The 15,291-nt window shown below is 69.5% G+C and carries 19 protein-coding genes; 11 read left to right on the top strand and 8 right to left on the bottom strand.

From position 1 onward, the window contains the following. Positions 1 to 81: 81 nt before the first annotated feature. The gene (locus ACFY36_RS48445; RefSeq protein ID WP_499752699.1) at positions 82 to 393 is read left to right on the top strand and encodes a hypothetical protein; all 312 of its coding nucleotides are present in this window, start codon (positions 82 to 84) and stop codon (positions 391 to 393) included. Between the two features lie 31 nt (positions 394 to 424). Then, positions 425 to 1,027, top strand: coding sequence for a hypothetical protein (locus ACFY36_RS48440; RefSeq protein WP_499752698.1), 603 nt, complete (start codon positions 425 to 427; stop codon positions 1,025 to 1,027). Here ACFY36_RS48440 and ACFY36_RS48435 read toward each other — a convergent pair. Then, positions 1,024 to 2,055 carry a LacI family DNA-binding transcriptional regulator gene (locus ACFY36_RS48435; RefSeq protein WP_499752697.1) on the bottom strand — a complete coding sequence of 344 codons (1,032 nt, stop codon included), beginning with the start codon at positions 2,053 to 2,055 and terminating at the stop codon, positions 1,024 to 1,026. The genes ACFY36_RS48440 and ACFY36_RS48435 overlap by 4 nt on opposite strands. A 129-nt stretch (positions 2,056 to 2,184) precedes the next feature. Between ACFY36_RS48435 and ACFY36_RS48430 the strand changes: the two genes are divergently transcribed. The 5 genes from ACFY36_RS48430 to ACFY36_RS48410 are packed head-to-tail and all read left to right on the top strand — an operon-like array spanning position 2,185 to position 7,541. Further along, a complete protein-coding gene (locus ACFY36_RS48430) occupies positions 2,185 to 3,456 on the top strand; it encodes an ABC transporter substrate-binding protein (protein ID WP_499752696.1) in 1,272 nt (423 codons plus the stop codon). Then, the gene (locus tag ACFY36_RS48425; RefSeq protein WP_499752695.1) at positions 3,457 to 4,395 is read left to right on the top strand and encodes a carbohydrate ABC transporter permease; all 939 of its coding nucleotides are present in this window, start codon (positions 3,457 to 3,459) and stop codon (positions 4,393 to 4,395) included. 1 nt (position 4,396) lies between these two features. Beyond that, on the top strand, positions 4,397 to 5,227 hold the full coding sequence (locus ACFY36_RS48420; RefSeq protein WP_499752694.1) for a carbohydrate ABC transporter permease: 831 nt from the start codon (positions 4,397 to 4,399) through the stop codon (positions 5,225 to 5,227). Further along, positions 5,224 to 6,168 carry an acetylxylan esterase gene (locus ACFY36_RS48415; RefSeq protein ID WP_499752693.1) on the top strand — a complete coding sequence of 315 codons (945 nt, stop codon included), beginning with the start codon at positions 5,224 to 5,226 and terminating at the stop codon, positions 6,166 to 6,168. The genes ACFY36_RS48420 and ACFY36_RS48415 overlap by 4 nt, the downstream gene beginning before the upstream one ends. Then, positions 6,165 to 7,541 carry a glycoside hydrolase family 43 protein gene (locus ACFY36_RS48410; RefSeq protein WP_499752692.1) on the top strand — a complete coding sequence of 459 codons (1,377 nt, stop codon included), beginning with the start codon at positions 6,165 to 6,167 and terminating at the stop codon, positions 7,539 to 7,541. Before ACFY36_RS48415 ends, ACFY36_RS48410 begins: the two co-directional genes overlap by 4 nt. On the opposite strand, the gene ACFY36_RS48405 is transcribed toward ACFY36_RS48410, so the two are convergent. Further along, positions 7,510 to 7,701: a hypothetical protein gene (locus tag ACFY36_RS48405; protein ID WP_499752691.1), complete on the bottom strand. Its 192-nt coding sequence runs from the start codon at positions 7,699 to 7,701 to the stop codon at positions 7,510 to 7,512. The genes ACFY36_RS48410 and ACFY36_RS48405 overlap by 32 nt on opposite strands. A 5-nt stretch (positions 7,702 to 7,706) precedes the next feature. Beyond that, positions 7,707 to 7,892 (bottom strand): hypothetical protein, encoded by a 186-nt coding sequence (locus tag ACFY36_RS48400; protein WP_499752690.1) that lies wholly within the window; start codon positions 7,890 to 7,892, stop codon positions 7,707 to 7,709. A gap of 44 nt (positions 7,893 to 7,936) precedes the next feature. On the opposite strand from ACFY36_RS48400, the gene ACFY36_RS48395 reads away from it, so the two are divergent. Together ACFY36_RS48395 and ACFY36_RS48390 are read left to right on the top strand one after the other, a co-directional pair. Continuing rightward, the gene (locus tag ACFY36_RS48395) at positions 7,937 to 8,284 is read left to right on the top strand and encodes a hypothetical protein (RefSeq protein ID WP_499752689.1); all 348 of its coding nucleotides are present in this window, start codon (positions 7,937 to 7,939) and stop codon (positions 8,282 to 8,284) included. A 1-nt stretch (position 8,285) separates the two neighbouring features. Next, complete coding sequence (locus ACFY36_RS48390; protein ID WP_499752688.1) at positions 8,286 to 8,924, top strand: ribonuclease FAU-1 family protein; 639 nt, start codon at positions 8,286 to 8,288, stop codon at positions 8,922 to 8,924. Here ACFY36_RS48390 and ACFY36_RS48385 read toward each other — a convergent pair. After that, positions 8,907 to 9,650 carry an ATP-binding protein gene (locus tag ACFY36_RS48385; RefSeq protein WP_499752687.1) on the bottom strand — a complete coding sequence of 248 codons (744 nt, stop codon included), beginning with the start codon at positions 9,648 to 9,650 and terminating at the stop codon, positions 8,907 to 8,909. The two genes, ACFY36_RS48390 and ACFY36_RS48385, sit on opposite strands and share 18 nt — an antisense overlap. Positions 9,651 to 9,774: 124 nt before the next feature. On the opposite strand from ACFY36_RS48385, the gene ACFY36_RS48380 reads away from it, so the two are divergent. Together ACFY36_RS48380 and ACFY36_RS48375 are read left to right on the top strand one after the other, a co-directional pair. Beyond that, the gene (locus ACFY36_RS48380) at positions 9,775 to 10,287 is read left to right on the top strand and encodes an O-acetyl-ADP-ribose deacetylase (RefSeq protein ID WP_499752686.1); all 513 of its coding nucleotides are present in this window, start codon (positions 9,775 to 9,777) and stop codon (positions 10,285 to 10,287) included. Continuing rightward, positions 10,274 to 10,981: a class I SAM-dependent DNA methyltransferase gene (locus ACFY36_RS48375; protein WP_499752685.1), complete on the top strand. Its 708-nt coding sequence runs from the start codon at positions 10,274 to 10,276 to the stop codon at positions 10,979 to 10,981. Before ACFY36_RS48380 ends, ACFY36_RS48375 begins: the two co-directional genes overlap by 14 nt. Here ACFY36_RS48375 and ACFY36_RS48370 read toward each other — a convergent pair. The 4 genes from ACFY36_RS48370 to ACFY36_RS48355 all read right to left on the bottom strand — a co-directional run bounded on the left by ACFY36_RS48370 (position 10,966) and on the right by ACFY36_RS48355 (position 15,270). Beyond that, positions 10,966 to 11,988 carry a hypothetical protein gene (locus ACFY36_RS48370; RefSeq protein ID WP_499752684.1) on the bottom strand — a complete coding sequence of 341 codons (1,023 nt, stop codon included), beginning with the start codon at positions 11,986 to 11,988 and terminating at the stop codon, positions 10,966 to 10,968. The genes ACFY36_RS48375 and ACFY36_RS48370 overlap by 16 nt on opposite strands. 116 nt (positions 11,989 to 12,104) lie before the next feature. Continuing rightward, positions 12,105 to 12,953, bottom strand: a complete 849-nt coding sequence (locus ACFY36_RS48365; RefSeq protein ID WP_499752683.1) for a carbohydrate ABC transporter permease — start codon at positions 12,951 to 12,953, stop codon at positions 12,105 to 12,107. Further along, positions 12,950 to 13,906, bottom strand: a complete 957-nt coding sequence (locus ACFY36_RS48360) for a carbohydrate ABC transporter permease (RefSeq protein WP_499752682.1) — start codon at positions 13,904 to 13,906, stop codon at positions 12,950 to 12,952. Before ACFY36_RS48360 ends, ACFY36_RS48365 begins: the two co-directional genes overlap by 4 nt. Before the next feature lie 2 nt (positions 13,907 to 13,908). After that, positions 13,909 to 15,270 carry an ABC transporter substrate-binding protein gene (locus tag ACFY36_RS48355; protein WP_499752681.1) on the bottom strand — a complete coding sequence of 454 codons (1,362 nt, stop codon included), beginning with the start codon at positions 15,268 to 15,270 and terminating at the stop codon, positions 13,909 to 13,911. Positions 15,271 to 15,291: the final 21 nt, after the last annotated feature.

Below are 15,291 nucleotides of genomic sequence, written 5' to 3'. Positions count from 1 at the left end.
CCGCTGCTGGGACGGCTTGATCCTGCCGATGGGTCTCGGCTGCTTGGGCTTTCCGGGGTTCTGGTCTGGGCCACCACCTGGATGGCGGAGGCCAATGACGTCATCGCGCCGCGGCTGGGGCTGCCGGCTCTTCCGGTTCTTGAACTGCCCGGCGAGACTGAAGCGGCGCCGCTTCGTGGGCTGCACTGGAAGACCGCTTACATCGTCGCGCATGCTGCGGGGCGGGACTTTGTCTGGCTCGATGATGAGATCTCCGACGTCGACCGCTGGTGGGTCGAGGCTGCTCATCCGGCGGCGGCCCTGCTGCACCGGGTGGATGCGCGGGCCGGGCTGACGGAGGCCGATTTCGCGGTGGTCGGCGCGTGGCTCCGGGAAAGGGCCGTGCCCGGATAGTTCTGGCGGGCCACGGGGTACATAGTGTGCCATGGGCACCGACGGGCTGTACCGCGCGCAGCAGGCTCAGGACCGCGCCGCCGAGCATTTCCAGCGGCTCGCGCAGAGCGCGGAGGCGATGGCCGAGACCGCCGAGGCCAGCGCCGAGGTGCATGACCGGATGGCCGCTACGCGGCCCGACGCGGCCGAGCACGCCGCCCGCGACCGGCTTCTGGCCGCGGCCGAACGGCAGGCGGCCGAGGCGTTCCGCGCCCACCGGCTGCCGTCGGACAAGGTGCGCGCGGCCATCCGCTCGACCCGGGTGGCCGGGTCCGACGGGCAGGAGCTGATCGACCACGAGCAGCGCATCGCCGAGCTGGAGATGCGGACCGAGCAGCTGGACACGCGGGAGCAGCACCTCCAGGAACGGCAGGGCTGGCTGGACGAGCAGGAGGCCTACCGTGCCGAACGCCGCCAGGACCGGGACCGGCGCGCCGACGAACGGGAGGCGCACGCCGACGAGCGTGATTCGAGCGCCGACGAGCGCGACCGGGCCGCCGACGCGCGGGAGTCCGGCGCCGATCAGCGTGAGCGGGACGCCGACCAGCGGGAGATCGACTTCGAGGTGGATCAGACCCGGCTCGCCGAAGGCTAGGAAACTTTCGGGGTCCGGCCCGTGCTTCCGCGGACCACCAGTTCGGTGGCGAGGATCAGGCGGTTGCTCGTGGGCTCGGCCCCGCCGGCGGCGGCGATGACCATCGAGGCGGCCGCGGCGGCCATCTCGCCCAGCGGCTGGCGGACCGTCGTCAAGGCCGGAATCGCCCACTGGATCGACGGCAGGTCGTCGAAGCCGACGACGCTCAGGTCGTCCGGGATGCGCAGGCCGGCGGCGGCCGCCGCCTGATAGACGCCGAGCGCCTGAGCGTCGTTGAAGGCGAAGACCGCGGTCGGCGGTGAGTCGAGCGCCAGCAGCTCACGCGTGAAGACGAGGCCGTCGTCGACGTGGAAGTCGCCCTCGCGGATCAGGGCCTGGTCGATGCCGAGGCCGGCGTCGTCCAGGGCCGCCCGATAGCCGTCGAGGCGGGCCCGGCTGGACAGTATGCGGGCCGGGCCGGTGATGGCCGCGATCCGCTGGTGACCGAGATCGATCAGGTGTCGGGTGGCCGCGAAACCGCCGCTCCAGTTGCTGGCACCGACCGACGGGAGCTCGTGCACGGGCTCGCCGGTCGGGTCCATCAGCACCAGCGGGATGCCCCGGTGGTGCAGCTGCCTCTGCTGGGCGTCGTCGAGGCCGGAGAACACGCCGATCACACCGATCGGGCGGCGGGCCAGCACCCCCTCGATCCAGCCGCGGCCGGGGGTGGTCTTGCCCTGCGCCTGTGAGAGCACCACGGCCAGGTCGTGCTGGGCGGCCACCTGCTCGACGCCCTTGATGATCTCCATGGCGTACGCGCCCTCGAGCTCGTGAAAGACCAGCTCGAGCAGGGACGTGGTCTGCGCCCGCTTCTTCTGCCGGCGGTAGCCGTGCTGCGAGATCACGCCCTCGACGAGCGCCCTCGTGTCCGGCGCGACCTCGGACTTGCCATTGACCACCTTGGAGACGGTCGCGATCGACACCCCGGCGTGCTGGGCGATCTCGGCGATGGTCAGCGGGCGCTGGCCGCCGTCGGCAAGTGAAGTCATGGCGGCAGTGTAGCGCCCGATTTTTTCGGCGCTAGTACCGAAATTTACTCTTGACGTGGCGAAGAGCACGCTCTTAACCTCCCGCAGTAACGATCGGAAACATCGCCGAAAATTTCGCAGGGAGACACAGTGAGAGCTCGTACAGCAGCCGCGATAGCGATGGCGACCGTCCTGGCCCTGGCCGGGTGCGGGGGCAGCGACGGAAAAGAGGCCGGGCCCACCGGCGACGGCAAGTCGTTCGAGTTCTGGTCGTTCACCGGCATCAACCAGAAAGCGAGCGTCGAGGAGTACAAGAAGACCCACCCCGACGTCGACATCAAGCTCACCGAGGTCGGCACCTCCGTCGAGACCGCCCAGTCGCTGACCACCGCGCTGGCCGGCGGCAAGGTTCCCGACCTCGTCCTGATCCAGGGCGACGACCTGCCCAAGTTCGTCCAGCAGGCGCAGAACTTCTACGACCTGAACAAGCTCGGCGCCGACCAGATCAAGGGCGATTACCTGGACTGGGTCATAGCGCAGAGCACGGCCAAGGGCGGCCAGATCATCGGCATCCCGACCGACGTCGGCGGCATGGCCGTGGCGTACCGCAAAGATCTCTTCCAAGCGGCCGGGCTTCCTACCGACCGCGAGTCGGTCTCCAAGCTCTGGCCCACCTGGGACGCCTTCATCGCGACGGGCGAGAAGTACAAGGCCAAGACCGGCAAGCCGTTCGTCGACAACGCCGCCACCAGCGTCTTCTACCAGGCCGTCAACCAGGGCCCGGAGAAGTACTACGACTCCGACGGGAACGTCGTCTACTCGACCAGCCCGCAGGTGAAGACCGCGTTCGACCTGGCCGTCAAGACCGCGCAGGCCGGCATCACGGCCAAGCAGAGCTCGTTCTCCAACGGCTGGAGCGCCGGCATGGCCCAGGGCGCCTTCGCCACGATCGCGGCGCCGTCCTGGATGCTGAACACCATCCGCTCGAACGCCCCCAAGACTGAGGGCAAGTGGGACATCGCCACGATCCCCGGCGACTCCGGCAACTGGGGCGGCAGCTATCTGGCCATCCCGGCCGGGGCCAAGAACGCCAAGGCGGCGTGGGACTACATCACCGCGATGCAGTCGCCGGAGAGCCAGCTCGCCCACTTCGTCGACTCGGGCGCGCTGCCCACGACCCCGTCGGTCTACACGGACGCCAAGCTCACCGGCAACAAGGACCCGTTCTTCTCGGACGCGCCGACCGGTGAGATCTACACGAAGTCGGTGCAGGGCCTACAGCCGTTCGTGATCGGCCCGCAGACCAGCGAGATCGGCCAGGAGTTCCAGAACGCCATCACCAATGTCGAGCAGGGCAAGGGCGACGCCGCCACGGCCTGGGACGACGCGCTCAAGAACATCAAGACGGCCATCGGCAAGTAGATGACCGCCACACTCGCCCCGCCGGCGCCGGCTGCGACAAAGCCGGCGCCACGGGAAACAAAAAGGGACAAATACGCTCCGTACGCCTACATCGCGCCCTTCTTCGTGATCTTCGGCGTCTTCGGGCTGGTGCCGCTGCTGTTCACCTTCTACGTATCGCTGTTCGACTGGAACCCGATCGGGGACCACGTCTTCGTCGGGCTCGACAACTTCCGGCGGCTGTTCGACGATCCCCGCTTCTACAACGCGGTCCGCAACACGCTCAGCATCTGGCTGCTGTCGACCATCCCCGAGCTGCTGATCGCGCTCGGGCTGGCCCACCTGCTCAACCACGTACGGCTGAAGTGGGCCGTGTTCTTCCGGATGTCGATGCTGGTCCCGTACATCACCTCGGTGGCGGCCACGGCGATCGTCTTCCTCCAGCTCTTCGACCGCGACTACGGCATGCTGAACTGGCTGCTCGGGCTGGCCGGCATCGGCCCCATCGATTTCGTGCAGTCGACCTGGGGCAGCCACGTGCTGATCGCCGTGATGGTCGCGTGGCGCTGGACCGGATACAACACGCTGCTCTATCTGGCCTCGTTGCAGGCGGTGCCGCGGGAGATTTACGAGGCGGCGTCCGTCGACGGCGCCGGGGCGTGGGCGCAGTTCCGCCGCATCACCATTCCATCGCTACGGCCGGTCATCGTCTTCACCGTGGTCACGTCGACCATCGGCGGCCTGCAGATCTTCACCGAGCCACTGCTGCTGAACCAGGCCGCGCCGCTGACCTGTGGACCCGTACGGCAATGCCAGACCTTGACCTTGTTCCTCTACGAGCAGGGCTTCGGGCAGTTCCAGTTCGGATACGGCTCGGCCATCGGTGTGGCGCTGTTCGTGATGGTGATCGTGCTGGCCGGCACCAACTACATGCTGACCCGAGTCCGGCGGGAGCGCTGAGATGAGTACCAAGAACGAGCGGGTGCGCTGGTGGACGTACGCCGGGCTGGGGCTGGCCGCGCTGATCAGCGTCTTCCCCCTCTACTGGATGTTCGTGGTCGCGACGACCGACACGGCAACGGCGACGCGACAGCCGCCGGCGGTCGTGCCGGGCGGCAACTTCTTCCACCTGGCCGATCTGGTCTTTCAGACGGTTCCATTTGTACGGGCCCTGGTGAACAGCTTCGTCGTGGCGATCGCGATCGGCGTGGGCCAGGCGGTGCTCTGCTCACTGGCCGGGTTCGCCTTCGCGAAGCTGCGGTTCCGGGGGCGCGGCGCGCTGTTCCTGTTCGTCATCCTCACCATGACCGTGCCCACCCAGCTCTCGATCATCCCGCAGTACATGATCATGTCGCAGCTGCACTGGGTGGACACGCTCCAGGCGCTGATCGTCCCGGGGCTGGCGAGCGCGTTCGGCATCTTCTGGATGCGCCAGCACCTGGCGACCACGCTCAGCGACGAGCTTCTCCAGGCGGCCCGCATCGACGGGGCCACGACCTGGCAGGTGTTCTGGCGGATCGCGTTCCCGCTCGTGCGCCCGGCCGCCTTCGTCCTCGGCCTGCTGGGCTTCGTGACCTCGTGGAACGACTTCCTGTGGCCGTTCGTCGTACTGAAGTCGCCGGAGATGTACACCGCCCAGATCGCCATCAAGGCTCTGCAGAGCAACTACGACGTCGATCTCGGGCTGGCCATGTCGGGCTCCTTCCTGGCCACGATCCCGCTGCTCGTACTGTTCGCCTTCGTGGGCCGCAGGATGGTGGCCGGAATCATGGACGGGGCGTTCAAAGGATGATCATCGACCTCTCTCCCGAGCAGCTGGCGACGTACCGCAGCTCGGTCACCGCGCCGGGCGACTTCGACGCCTTCTGGGCCTCGACGCTCGCCGAGCAGGGCGACATCGACGTACGGATCCGGGAGGTTCCGGCGCTTCTGAAGAGCATCACGACGTACGACCTGACCTTCCGGGGTTTCGGCGGACAGGACATCCACGCGTGGCTGCGGGTGCCGGCCGGGGCCGAGGGACCGCTGCCGGCCGTCGTGCAGTACGTCGGGTACGGCGGCGGGCGCGGTCATGAGCTGGAGAACCTGCTCTGGGCCTCGGCCGGCTACGCCCATCTCCAGATGGACACCCGGGGACAGGGCTCGGGCTGGAGCCTCGGCGTCACCCCCGACGAGGCGCCGTCGCCGCCGCAGGTGCCGGGCGTGCTGACCCGCGGCATCCTCGACCCGGCCACCTATTACTACCGGCGGCTGTTCACCGACGCGGTCCGGGCCGTCGACGCCGCCCGCTCCCTCGACGTGGTCGACAACGAGCGGGTCCACGTCGTCGGCGGCAGCCAGGGCGGCGGCATGTCCCTCGCCGTGGCCGGCCTGCGCCGGGACCTGGCCGGGGTGGTGGCCTTCGTGCCGTTCCTGTGCGATTTCCCGCGCGCGGTGCGGGTCACCGACGCCTTCCCGTACCGGGAGATCATCAACTATCTGGCCGTGCACCGGGGCGAGGAGGAGCAGGTGTTCCGGACGCTCGCCTACTTCGACGGCGTCAACTTCGCGGCGCGGGCCACGGCCCCGGCGCTCTTCTCGGTCGCCCTGCGCGACGCCACCTGCCCGTCCTCCACCGTGTACGGCGCGTTCCACAACTACGGGGGCCCCAAAGAGATGAAGGTCTGGGAGTACAACGGCCACGAGGGCGGTGGCATCCTCGACGAGGAGAACGCCCTGCGGTTCCTGGCATGAACAACCCGATCCTGCCCGGTTTCCACCCCGACCCGAGCATCTGCCGGGTGGGCGGGGACTACTACCTCGTCTGCTCCAGCTTCGAATACGCGCCCGGCGTGCCGATCTTCCACAGCCGGGACCTCGAGCACTGGGAGCAGATCGGCAACGTGCTCGACGGCCCGCTCCCGGCCGGGACCCCGTCGTCCGGGGGCATCTACGCGCCGACGATCCGGCACCACGACGGCCTGTTCTGGGTCATCACGACCGACACGACCGGCGGCGGCACCTTCATCGTCACCGCGGCCGACCCGGCCGGCCCGTGGAGCGAGCCGGCGTGGATCGACCTGCCCGGCATCGATCCCGACCTGGCCTGGGACGCCGAGGGCAACTGCTGGGCGGCGGTCTCGGGCATCGAGATCGCCCGCATCGACCCGGTGGCGGGCAAGGTCCTCGACGGGCCGCACCCGGTCTGGTCGGGCACGGGCCTGCAATATCCGGAGGCGCCGCATCTCTACCGGGTCGGCGAGTGGTGGTACCTGATGATCGCCGAGGGCGGCACGGAACGCGGTCACACGGTGGCCATCGCCCGCGCCGGTCACCCGCTCGGCCCGTACGAGCCGGCCCCGGGAAATCCGATTCTGACCCACCGCAGCACGGACCTGGAAGTGCAGAGCACGGGCCACGCCGACCTGGTCGAGACCCCGGACGGCGAGTGGTGGATGGTGTTGCTGGGCACGAGGCCACGCGGCAAGACGCCGTCGTTCCACGTGCTGGGCCGCGAGACGTTCCTGACCCGCGTGCACTGGGAAGGCGGCTGGCCCGTGGTCGCGCCGGTCGTCCCGTCGCCCCCGGTGATCAACTTCCGGGACGACTTCGACGCGGCGGTCCTGGCGCCACAATGGATCTCACCACGACGGCGCCCCGATCACTCGCTCTCCGAGCGGCCGGGCTGGCTGACGCTGCACGGTTTCCTCGGCCGGCGCCAGCAGCAGCACGACACGCGGGTCACCACCCGCCTCGACCCGGGCTCGGCCACGGCCGGGCTGTCGATCCGCATGGACGACACGCACCACTACGACCTGGAGATCTCCGAGGGTCAGGCCCGGGTGGTCGTACGCATCGGCCCGCTCCGCCAGACCGTGGCCGCCCAGCCGGTGCCGCCCGGCCCGGTCGACCTCACGGCCGACATCCGCACCGCCGACACGGGCCCGGACACGATCACGTTCCACATCGGAGACGGTCCCGCCCTGGCCACGCTCGACGGCCGCTACCTCTCGACGGAGGTGGTCACCGGCTTCACCGGCCGGGTGATCGGGCTGTACGCCTCCGAGGGCACCGCCGCTTTCGACTTCTACGCCGTCACTCCGTCAGGGCCAGCCGCACCCGCGTGACGTGCGGGGCCGGCTCGGCGTCGATCCGGGCCGACTCGGCCTCGGTGAGCACGACCTCGGCGGCCAGCTGAGGCCGCCGCCGGAGCATCTCGGCCCGCAGGCCGGAGGGCGGGTGCGAGGCGTAGAGGGACGCCTCGGCGCGGTGGGTCCGGCGCGACATCTGGGTCAGCAGCTCATGGTGAACGCGTTGAGGTCGTACCCCAGAAGGAAGATCCTCGGCGCCGGGGCGCCCACCGCCGCCGCGACCCGCTCCACCAGGCCGGCCAGGGCCGGCGTCCGGGCCGGATCGAGCATGACGACGCCGCCCGGCGCGACTCCGTTTACGTGTGTGGGGAAGCACTCTCTGTTCACCCGGAATCTTCCGGTACGGCGTCGAAGGGTCGTAACGTGGCGCGGTGACATCTGTGAAGCAGGAGCGGGTCGACAAGGTCACCCGGCGGGTCAGCGGCGCCGAGCGCACCTTCGCGGCCCGGCACCCCGCGCACGCGGCTCCCATCCGTGCCTCGCTGGGCCGGCTGCGCGACGTCCTGGAGCGCGCCCACGAGAAGAGCGACCTGGCCACCGAGCGCGAGTGGTCGGCGTACATGGCCTCCCTCGACCAGGGCCTGGCCGAGCTGGACGTCGAGGTGAGCCGGGCCGCCGAGGGCCGGGCCACCCGCAGCGTCGAGGACGTGCTGGCCCACCACACGTCGGCCCTCGAAGAGGCCGGCTGGCGCCTGCAGTTCTCCCTGACCAAAAGCTGAGGTGTGGGCGTACGGGGACCAGATCCTTTACCGCTACGGCCGCGGCGGCCGGGCCCGCTTCGTGCGCGCGGGCCGGGTGATCGCCGACGACCCGGCCGGCCTGGTGCTCTGGATCGGCCCCGGCTCACCGCAGATCGAGTCGGTGCCCGCCGACGGCCGCGCCCTGCGCGACATCCCCGTGGGCGAGAGATTCGACGTCCCCCGCGTGCCGAAGCGGACGACGTGGCGCGGGCCGGGCGTCGTCCAGTTCGTGCCGCCGGCCGGGGAATGGACCGTGTCGTGGTTCTTCACCGGCGCCGGCGATTTCGCGGGCTGGTACGTGAATCTCGAGACCGAGCGCGTCCGGTGGGCGGGCGGCGTCGACAGCAGCGACCGCGCGCTCGACGTGTGGATCGCACCCGATCGGGTGGCGCGGTGGAAGGACGAGGACGAGTTCGCCGAGCTGACCGGGCGGCCCGGCCGGTGGAGCGCCGAGCAGGCCGTCGCGATCCGCCGGACCGGCGAGGAGCTGATCGCGCTCGCCGCCGCCGGTGAGGCGCCGTTCGACGGGCGCTGGACCGATTACCGGCCGGATCCGTCGTGGCCGCCGGTGGTGCTGCCGGACGACTGGGACCGGCCGCACTCAGTCCTGTTCCCGTAGGAGCGCCCACACCACCTTTCCCTCGTGGGTGGGCAGGGCGCCCCAGCCCTGTGAAGCGACGCGGATGATGTGCAGGCCCCGTCCGCCGTTGGGTTCGGGCATGTGGGGGTCGCGGTCGTAGACGGCCAGGTGCAGATAGGTGGTGCGGCGTGAGACCGGGCGGCGGACCTGGCCCCGGTGGGAGATGACCACGTCTATCTCGGTGCCGGCGTGCTGGACGGCGTTGCTGACCAGCTCGGTCGCGACCAGGCGGGCCCGGGGCAGCAGCATCGGCATGCCCCACTCCTCGCAGGCGGCGGTGACCAGCTGACGGGCGCTCGCGGATGAGGACGGGCGGGGCTGCAGCTGCAGGCGTACCTGGGAAGTCATGGTCCGATGGCTGGTGATGGCGGTGCGGGCCGACCGGATGGAGGCGAACCGCGGCATCCGGGCCAGGCCGGACGTCAGGTTGGGGGCGGCCATGCAGGTCACCACGGGCACGGGCGGTTCCATGCGCTCGCCCTGGGCGGCGGCCGTCAGCCACAGCGAGGTGCTGCCGGCCCGCGGATCCTCGAACGCGGACAGGTCGAGCACCAGCCCGGCCGGATGACCGGCCAGGCACTTGTTGAGCATCCGGTACGACTCGAGCCAGACCTGCCGGTTCCAGCGCCCGCGCACCCTCATCTCGATGATGCCGGTGTCGTGGTCCACCACCGCCGTGACGGCCCCGTCGTTGTGTCGACCCACGGACCGGGCATATCACGCCGACGCAACACCAGCCAATCCCCTCCGCGACCATTCCGTCACCATTCGTGACACTGAATGTGCAAATTGCAGTGCGCGTTCTCCCCTCGATCGCTATAAATCACCCATGCGCATCGAACTGGCCACCGGCGACATCACCACGTCGGCCACCGACGCGATCGTCAACGCGGCCAACTCCTCATTGCTCGGAGGCGGCGGCGTCGACGGCGCCATCCACCGCAAGGGCGGGCCCGCCATCCTCGAGGAGTGCCGGGCCCTGCGCGCCTCCCACTACGGCCGGGGGCTGGCGGCGGGCCAGGCGGTGTCCACGACGGCCGGCCGCCTGCCGGCCCGCTGGGTCATCCACACGGTGGGCCCGGTCTACAGCACCGACGAGGACCGCTCCCCCACGCTGCGCGCCTGCTACACCAACTCCCTGAAGGTCGCGGCCGGCCTGGGCGCCCGCTCGGTGGCGTTCCCGCTGATCTCGTCGGGCATCTACCGCTGGCCCAAAGAGGACGCCATCGCCCAGGCCCTGACCGCCATCGAGTCGTCGGACGCTGGCGTCGACACCGTCCACATGGTCCTGTTCGACGACGAGACCCGCCGCCTCGCGGAGAAGGTCCATGGACTTCGCTGACGCCTACGACGAGCTGAACGCGGACGACCACGACTACCGCTTCTACGCGGCACTGGCCGGCGACCTCGGCGCGACGAGCGTGCTCGACCTCGGGTGCGGGACGGGCACGCTGGCGCGTTTGCTTGCGGCCGGTGGGCGTACGGCTGTGGGAATCGACCCTGACCCGGAAATGCTCAGGGTGGCCCGCAGCCGGCCGGGCGCCGGCAGCGTCGACTGGCGCCTGGGTCACAGCGACGTGGCCGACCCGGAATCGGCCGACTTCGCGGTCATGTCCGGCCATGTGGCGCAGGTGTTCCTGGACGGCGAAGCGTGGGCCCAGGCCCTCCGCGATCTGCGCCGAGCCCTCGTACCCCTAGGAACTCTGGCTTTTGAATCCCGCCATCCGGCGGCGAAGGGCTGGGAGCGCTGGACGAGGGAGGCGACGCTGCGCACGCTGGACGGCCACATCGAGTTCTGGCACGAGACCGTCGAGGTCGCGTTGCCACTGGTCACGTACGACACGTTCACCCTCGACCGCCGCACGGGCGAGCGCGAGGTGACCCGCGACGTGCTCGCCTTCCGCGACGTCGCCACGTTGGAGCGTTCCCTGGAGGAGACCGGTTTCGAGGTGACGCACCGCTTCGGCGGCTGGGACAGGCAGCCCCTGACCGCCGAGTCACGCGAGATCATCCTCGTCGCTCAGGCCAGGAGCTGACGGGCGCCGTCCAGCACTCGTGTCGGGTCGGGGCTGCGGTAGATCGCTTGCATGACCGCCTCGCAGGCGTCGCTCAGGGTGTCGAGGCCGACGGCGGCGTTGAAGAGCACCTCGGCCGCGAGATTCTGGGCCGCGGCGAGGTTGTGCTCCTCCATCGGCATGGGCGGAAGCGTCTGCTGGATCTCCCAGGTCTCGAGCGGCCTCCCCTCGCGCAGGGCGGCGAGGGCGGGACCGGACCAGGGCTGGGACATCAGCTGGGCGTCGTCGAGGACACGCTCGACCGCCCACGCGGCCACGGCGCGCCGCTGCTCGTCGCCGGCCTCGGTGAGGGCCTCGACGAGCGCGGGGTCGAGCCGCCAGAGCGACGCCGCGTACCAGCCGGCCTCGCGCAGGCGGGGATCGTCCGGGACGTCGCCCTCCCAGATCTCGTCGAGCTCCTCCTCGGTCTCCTCGGCCTGCCGCTCGGCGCGGCGCCGCCGCAGGTCTGCGACCCGGCCGGCCAATTCGTCGCGGGTCAGGGGCGGCTCGGGTCCTTCGCGGTGCCAGTACGCGGCGTACTCGCTGTTCTGCCGCACGACGCGGTCCACGGCGGTGGCCGGCCAGAACTGCAGCAGATAGCGCCCGCCGGGCTCCTCCTCGTCGCGGTCGCGCTGCATGTCGGCGGCGCAATAGCGCGCACGGTAGACCCCCGGCGGCAGATCGACCGGCCCGGCCGACGAGTCGAAGCCACCGAGCGCCAGATCCTCGGCGGTCGTCGCGTACAGGACCTCCACGACGTCCCGCCACTCGTCACCGAGTTCCGGCTCGGCCGCGTGGAGCTCGACGCGTACGTGCACCTCGCCCGTGTGCAGCCCGGTATGCATGTGCAGCACCCCGGGAACCGCCGCCCCGCACAGCCCGTTGACCTGTCCCCGCGCCGCGTCCTCCGGGACCGCCTCGTTCTCCCCCAGGGTCAGGAACCCGTAGTGCACGTGCAGGGGCGTATCCAGCAGAACCTCGACCAGCATTCCCCGATCATGCCAACCCGGGACCGCCAAGATGATCACCTTTCGGGAGCCCAGGCGCCGGTGGCCGGTCCGCTGAGCGGGCCGGCCACCTTTCTTGAGGGGGCGGAGAGAAAGCTTTACTTCACCGAGCCCAGCGACAAGCCCTGGACCAGTTTGTCCTGGGCGGCGAAACCGGCCACCAGCACCGGCAGGGAGACCACGAAAGCGGCCGCGCACAACTGGGCCAGGAACAGGCCCTGGCTGGTCACGAACGAGGTCAGGAAGACCGGGGCGGTCTCGGCGACCGTCGCCGTCAGCACGCGGGCGAACAGCAGCTCGTTCCAGCTGAAGATGAAGCAGATCAGGGCCGTGGCCGCGATGCCGGGGGTCACCACCGGGGCGATGACCGAGCGAAGGGTCTTGATCAGGTTGGCGCCGTCCATCTGGGCCGCCTCGAGCATCTCGACCGGGACCTCGGACAGGAAGGAGCGCATCATCCACACCGCGATCGGCAGGTTCATCGACGTGTAGAACAGGATCAGCAGCCAGATGTTGTCGAGCAGGCCCGTGTTCTGGGCGAACAGGTACAACGGCAGCAGGCCGGCCACCACCGGGAGCATTTTGGTGGAGAGGAAGAAGAAGAGGACGTCGCTCCACTTCTGGACCGGCTTGATGGACAGGGCGTACGCCGCCGGAATGGCCAGCAGGAGCACCAGCGCCGTCGACAGGACGCTCGCGGTCAAGGAGTTCAGCAGCGGCGGCCACGGCGACGCGCCGCCGGAGAAGAACTCCCGGTAGCCCTCCAACGTCAGCGGGGCGAAGACCGACGGCGGGTTGGTGGCCGCGTTCGCCTCGGAGTGGAACGAGGTCAGCACCATCCAGACCACCGGCAGGACGAACAGGATGCCGACGATCCAGGCCAGCAGGGACAGCCAGGCCCCGCCGCGCTCCTTCTTCTTCTCCGGAACCGTCGCGACGGCGGTCATCGGCCTGCCTCCTGCTTGAACAGCGACGACACCGTGCGCAGGGCGAACGTCGCGATGATGATGGTGCCGATGACCACGATGACCGCGGCGGCGGAGGCCCGGCCGTAGTCGTGGGCCTGGTAGAAGATCTGGTAGATCGTGTACGGCAGGTTGGCCGTGCCCAGGCCGCCCGAGGTGATCGTGAAGACGGCGTCGAAGTTCTGGACGATGTAGATCGAGCCCAGCAGCGCGCCCAGCTCCAGGTATTGCCGCAGGTGGGGCAATGTCATGCTGCGGAAGATCTGCCAGTTGTTGGCGCCGTCGATGCGGGCCGCCTCGATCACGTCCAGCGGTCTGCCCTGCAGGCCGGCCAGCAGGATCAGCATCATGAACGGGGTCCACTGCCAGACCAGGGAGAAGATGACCGCCCACAACGGCATGTTGCTGATCCAGTCGGGCTGCGGTGGGTTGTCCGAGCCGAACAGACTCCAGATCCAGGTCAGGGCGCCGTTGAACAGGCCGTACTCGGGGTTGTAGAGCGCGTGCTTCCAGATCAGGGCCGCCGCCACCGGCACGACCAGGAACGGAGCGATCATCATCGTGCGGACCGCGCCCCGGCCCCGGAACTTGCGGTCCAGGAGCAGGGCGATGCCCAGACCCAGGACCAGGCTGATGAGTACGACTCCAGCGGTCAGCAAAATGGTCGTCCAGACCGCGTCGCGCATGTTGACGTCGGTGAAGACGCGCACGAAATTGTCGAAGCCGGCGAAGCCGCGCTCCTCGGGGTAGTACGCGTTCCAGTCCATGAACGAGATGACCAGGGTGGCCACGAACGGCAGCTGGGTCACCACGATCATGAAGATCAGGGCGGGCATCAGCGGGGCGCGGCGGGCCCAGGCCGACGTGCGGCGGGCGACGCCGGACGGGGGTGGGCCCTCGGTGCCGACGCGCGACTTCTCGGCTACGGAAGTCATGGCTATCCCTCCCGTGACTGGTAACGCTCGGAGACGTCCTCGGCCAGGCGCTGGCCGCGTTTCAGCGCGTCCTCCACGCTCATCTGGCCGGCGATGGCCGAACTCACGTACTGCGACACCTGCGTGCCCAGGTCGGTGAACTCGGGGATGTCGATGAACTGGATGCCGATGGCCGGGCGCGGCTGCACGCCGGGGTTGCGCGGGTCGGCGCTCTCGATGGCCGACCTGGTCGGCTCGGCGAAGGCCGAGGCCACCTTCAGATAATCCTGGTTCTCGTACGTCGAGGCGCGCTTGCCGGCGGGCACGCTGGACCACCCGACCTGCTGGCCGACGAGCTCCTCGTACTCCTTGCTGGAGGCCCAGGAAATGAACTTCCAGGCGTTGTCCTTCTTCTCGCTGGCCTGCTGGATGCTCCACGACCAGGCGTAGAGCCAACCGGACGACCTGGTCTTCTCGACGGGAGCCGCGACGTAACCGATCTTGCCTTTGACCGGCGAGTCGTCGGCCTCGAGCGAGCCGGCGGCGCTCGTGGCGTCGTACCACATGGCGACGTTGCCCTGGACCAGGTTGTTCAGGCACTCGGTGAAGCCGGCCTGCGGGGCGCCGTTCTCGCCGTGCGCCCGGACGAGGTCGACGTAGAACTTGGTGGCCGCGGTGAACTCGGGTGAGTCGACCTTGGCCGTCCAGTCCTTCTCGAACCAGGTGCCGCCGAACGTGTTCACGACAGTGGTGAGCGGGGCGAAGATCTGGCCCCAGCCGGGCTGGCCGCGCAGGCAGATGCCGCGCATGCCGGGCTGCTTGTTGTCGACCTGGGCGGCGATCTGGGCGACCTGCTGCCAGGTGGGATTGGCCGGCATCTGTACGCCCTGGGCCTCGAGCACGTCCTTGCGGAACATCAGGAACGACGACTCGCCGTAGAAGGGCTCGCCGTAGAGCTTGCCGTCGTCGGCGGTCAGCGAGGTCGTCATCGGCTTGAGGATGTCGGCCTGGTTGAACGCCGTGTCGGCGGCCACGTAGTCGTCGAGCGGGGCGATCCACTTCGACTTCGCGTAGATCGGGATCTCGAAGTTGCTGAGCGAGGCCACGTCGTACTGCCCGGCCTGGCTGGAGAACTCCTGGCTGATCTTGTCGCGGACGTCGTTCTCGGGCAGCACCGTGAAGTTGACGTTGATGCCGGTCTCTTTGGTGAAGTGGTCCGCGGTGAGCCGCTGCAGGTCGATCATCTGCGGGTTGTTCACCATCAGGACGTTGATGCTGTTCGGGCCTTCGCCGCCGGGCCCGCCGCCCCAGCCCGCGCACCCGCTCAGGGCGAGGAGGGCGGCGGCGGAAGCGGCGAACAGGGCGCGGACGGTCCTACCTGACATGAGGCCTCCCCAGCGAGGCTC

Origin of the sequence: Actinoplanes sp. NPDC000266 (genome assembly GCF_042899005.1) — a bacterium.
In the GTDB taxonomy this organism is placed as follows: Bacteria; Actinomycetota; Actinomycetes; order Mycobacteriales; family Micromonosporaceae; genus Actinoplanes.
The sequence above is the reverse complement of the archived record's forward strand: the minus strand, read 5'-3'. Positions and strand labels throughout refer to the sequence as shown.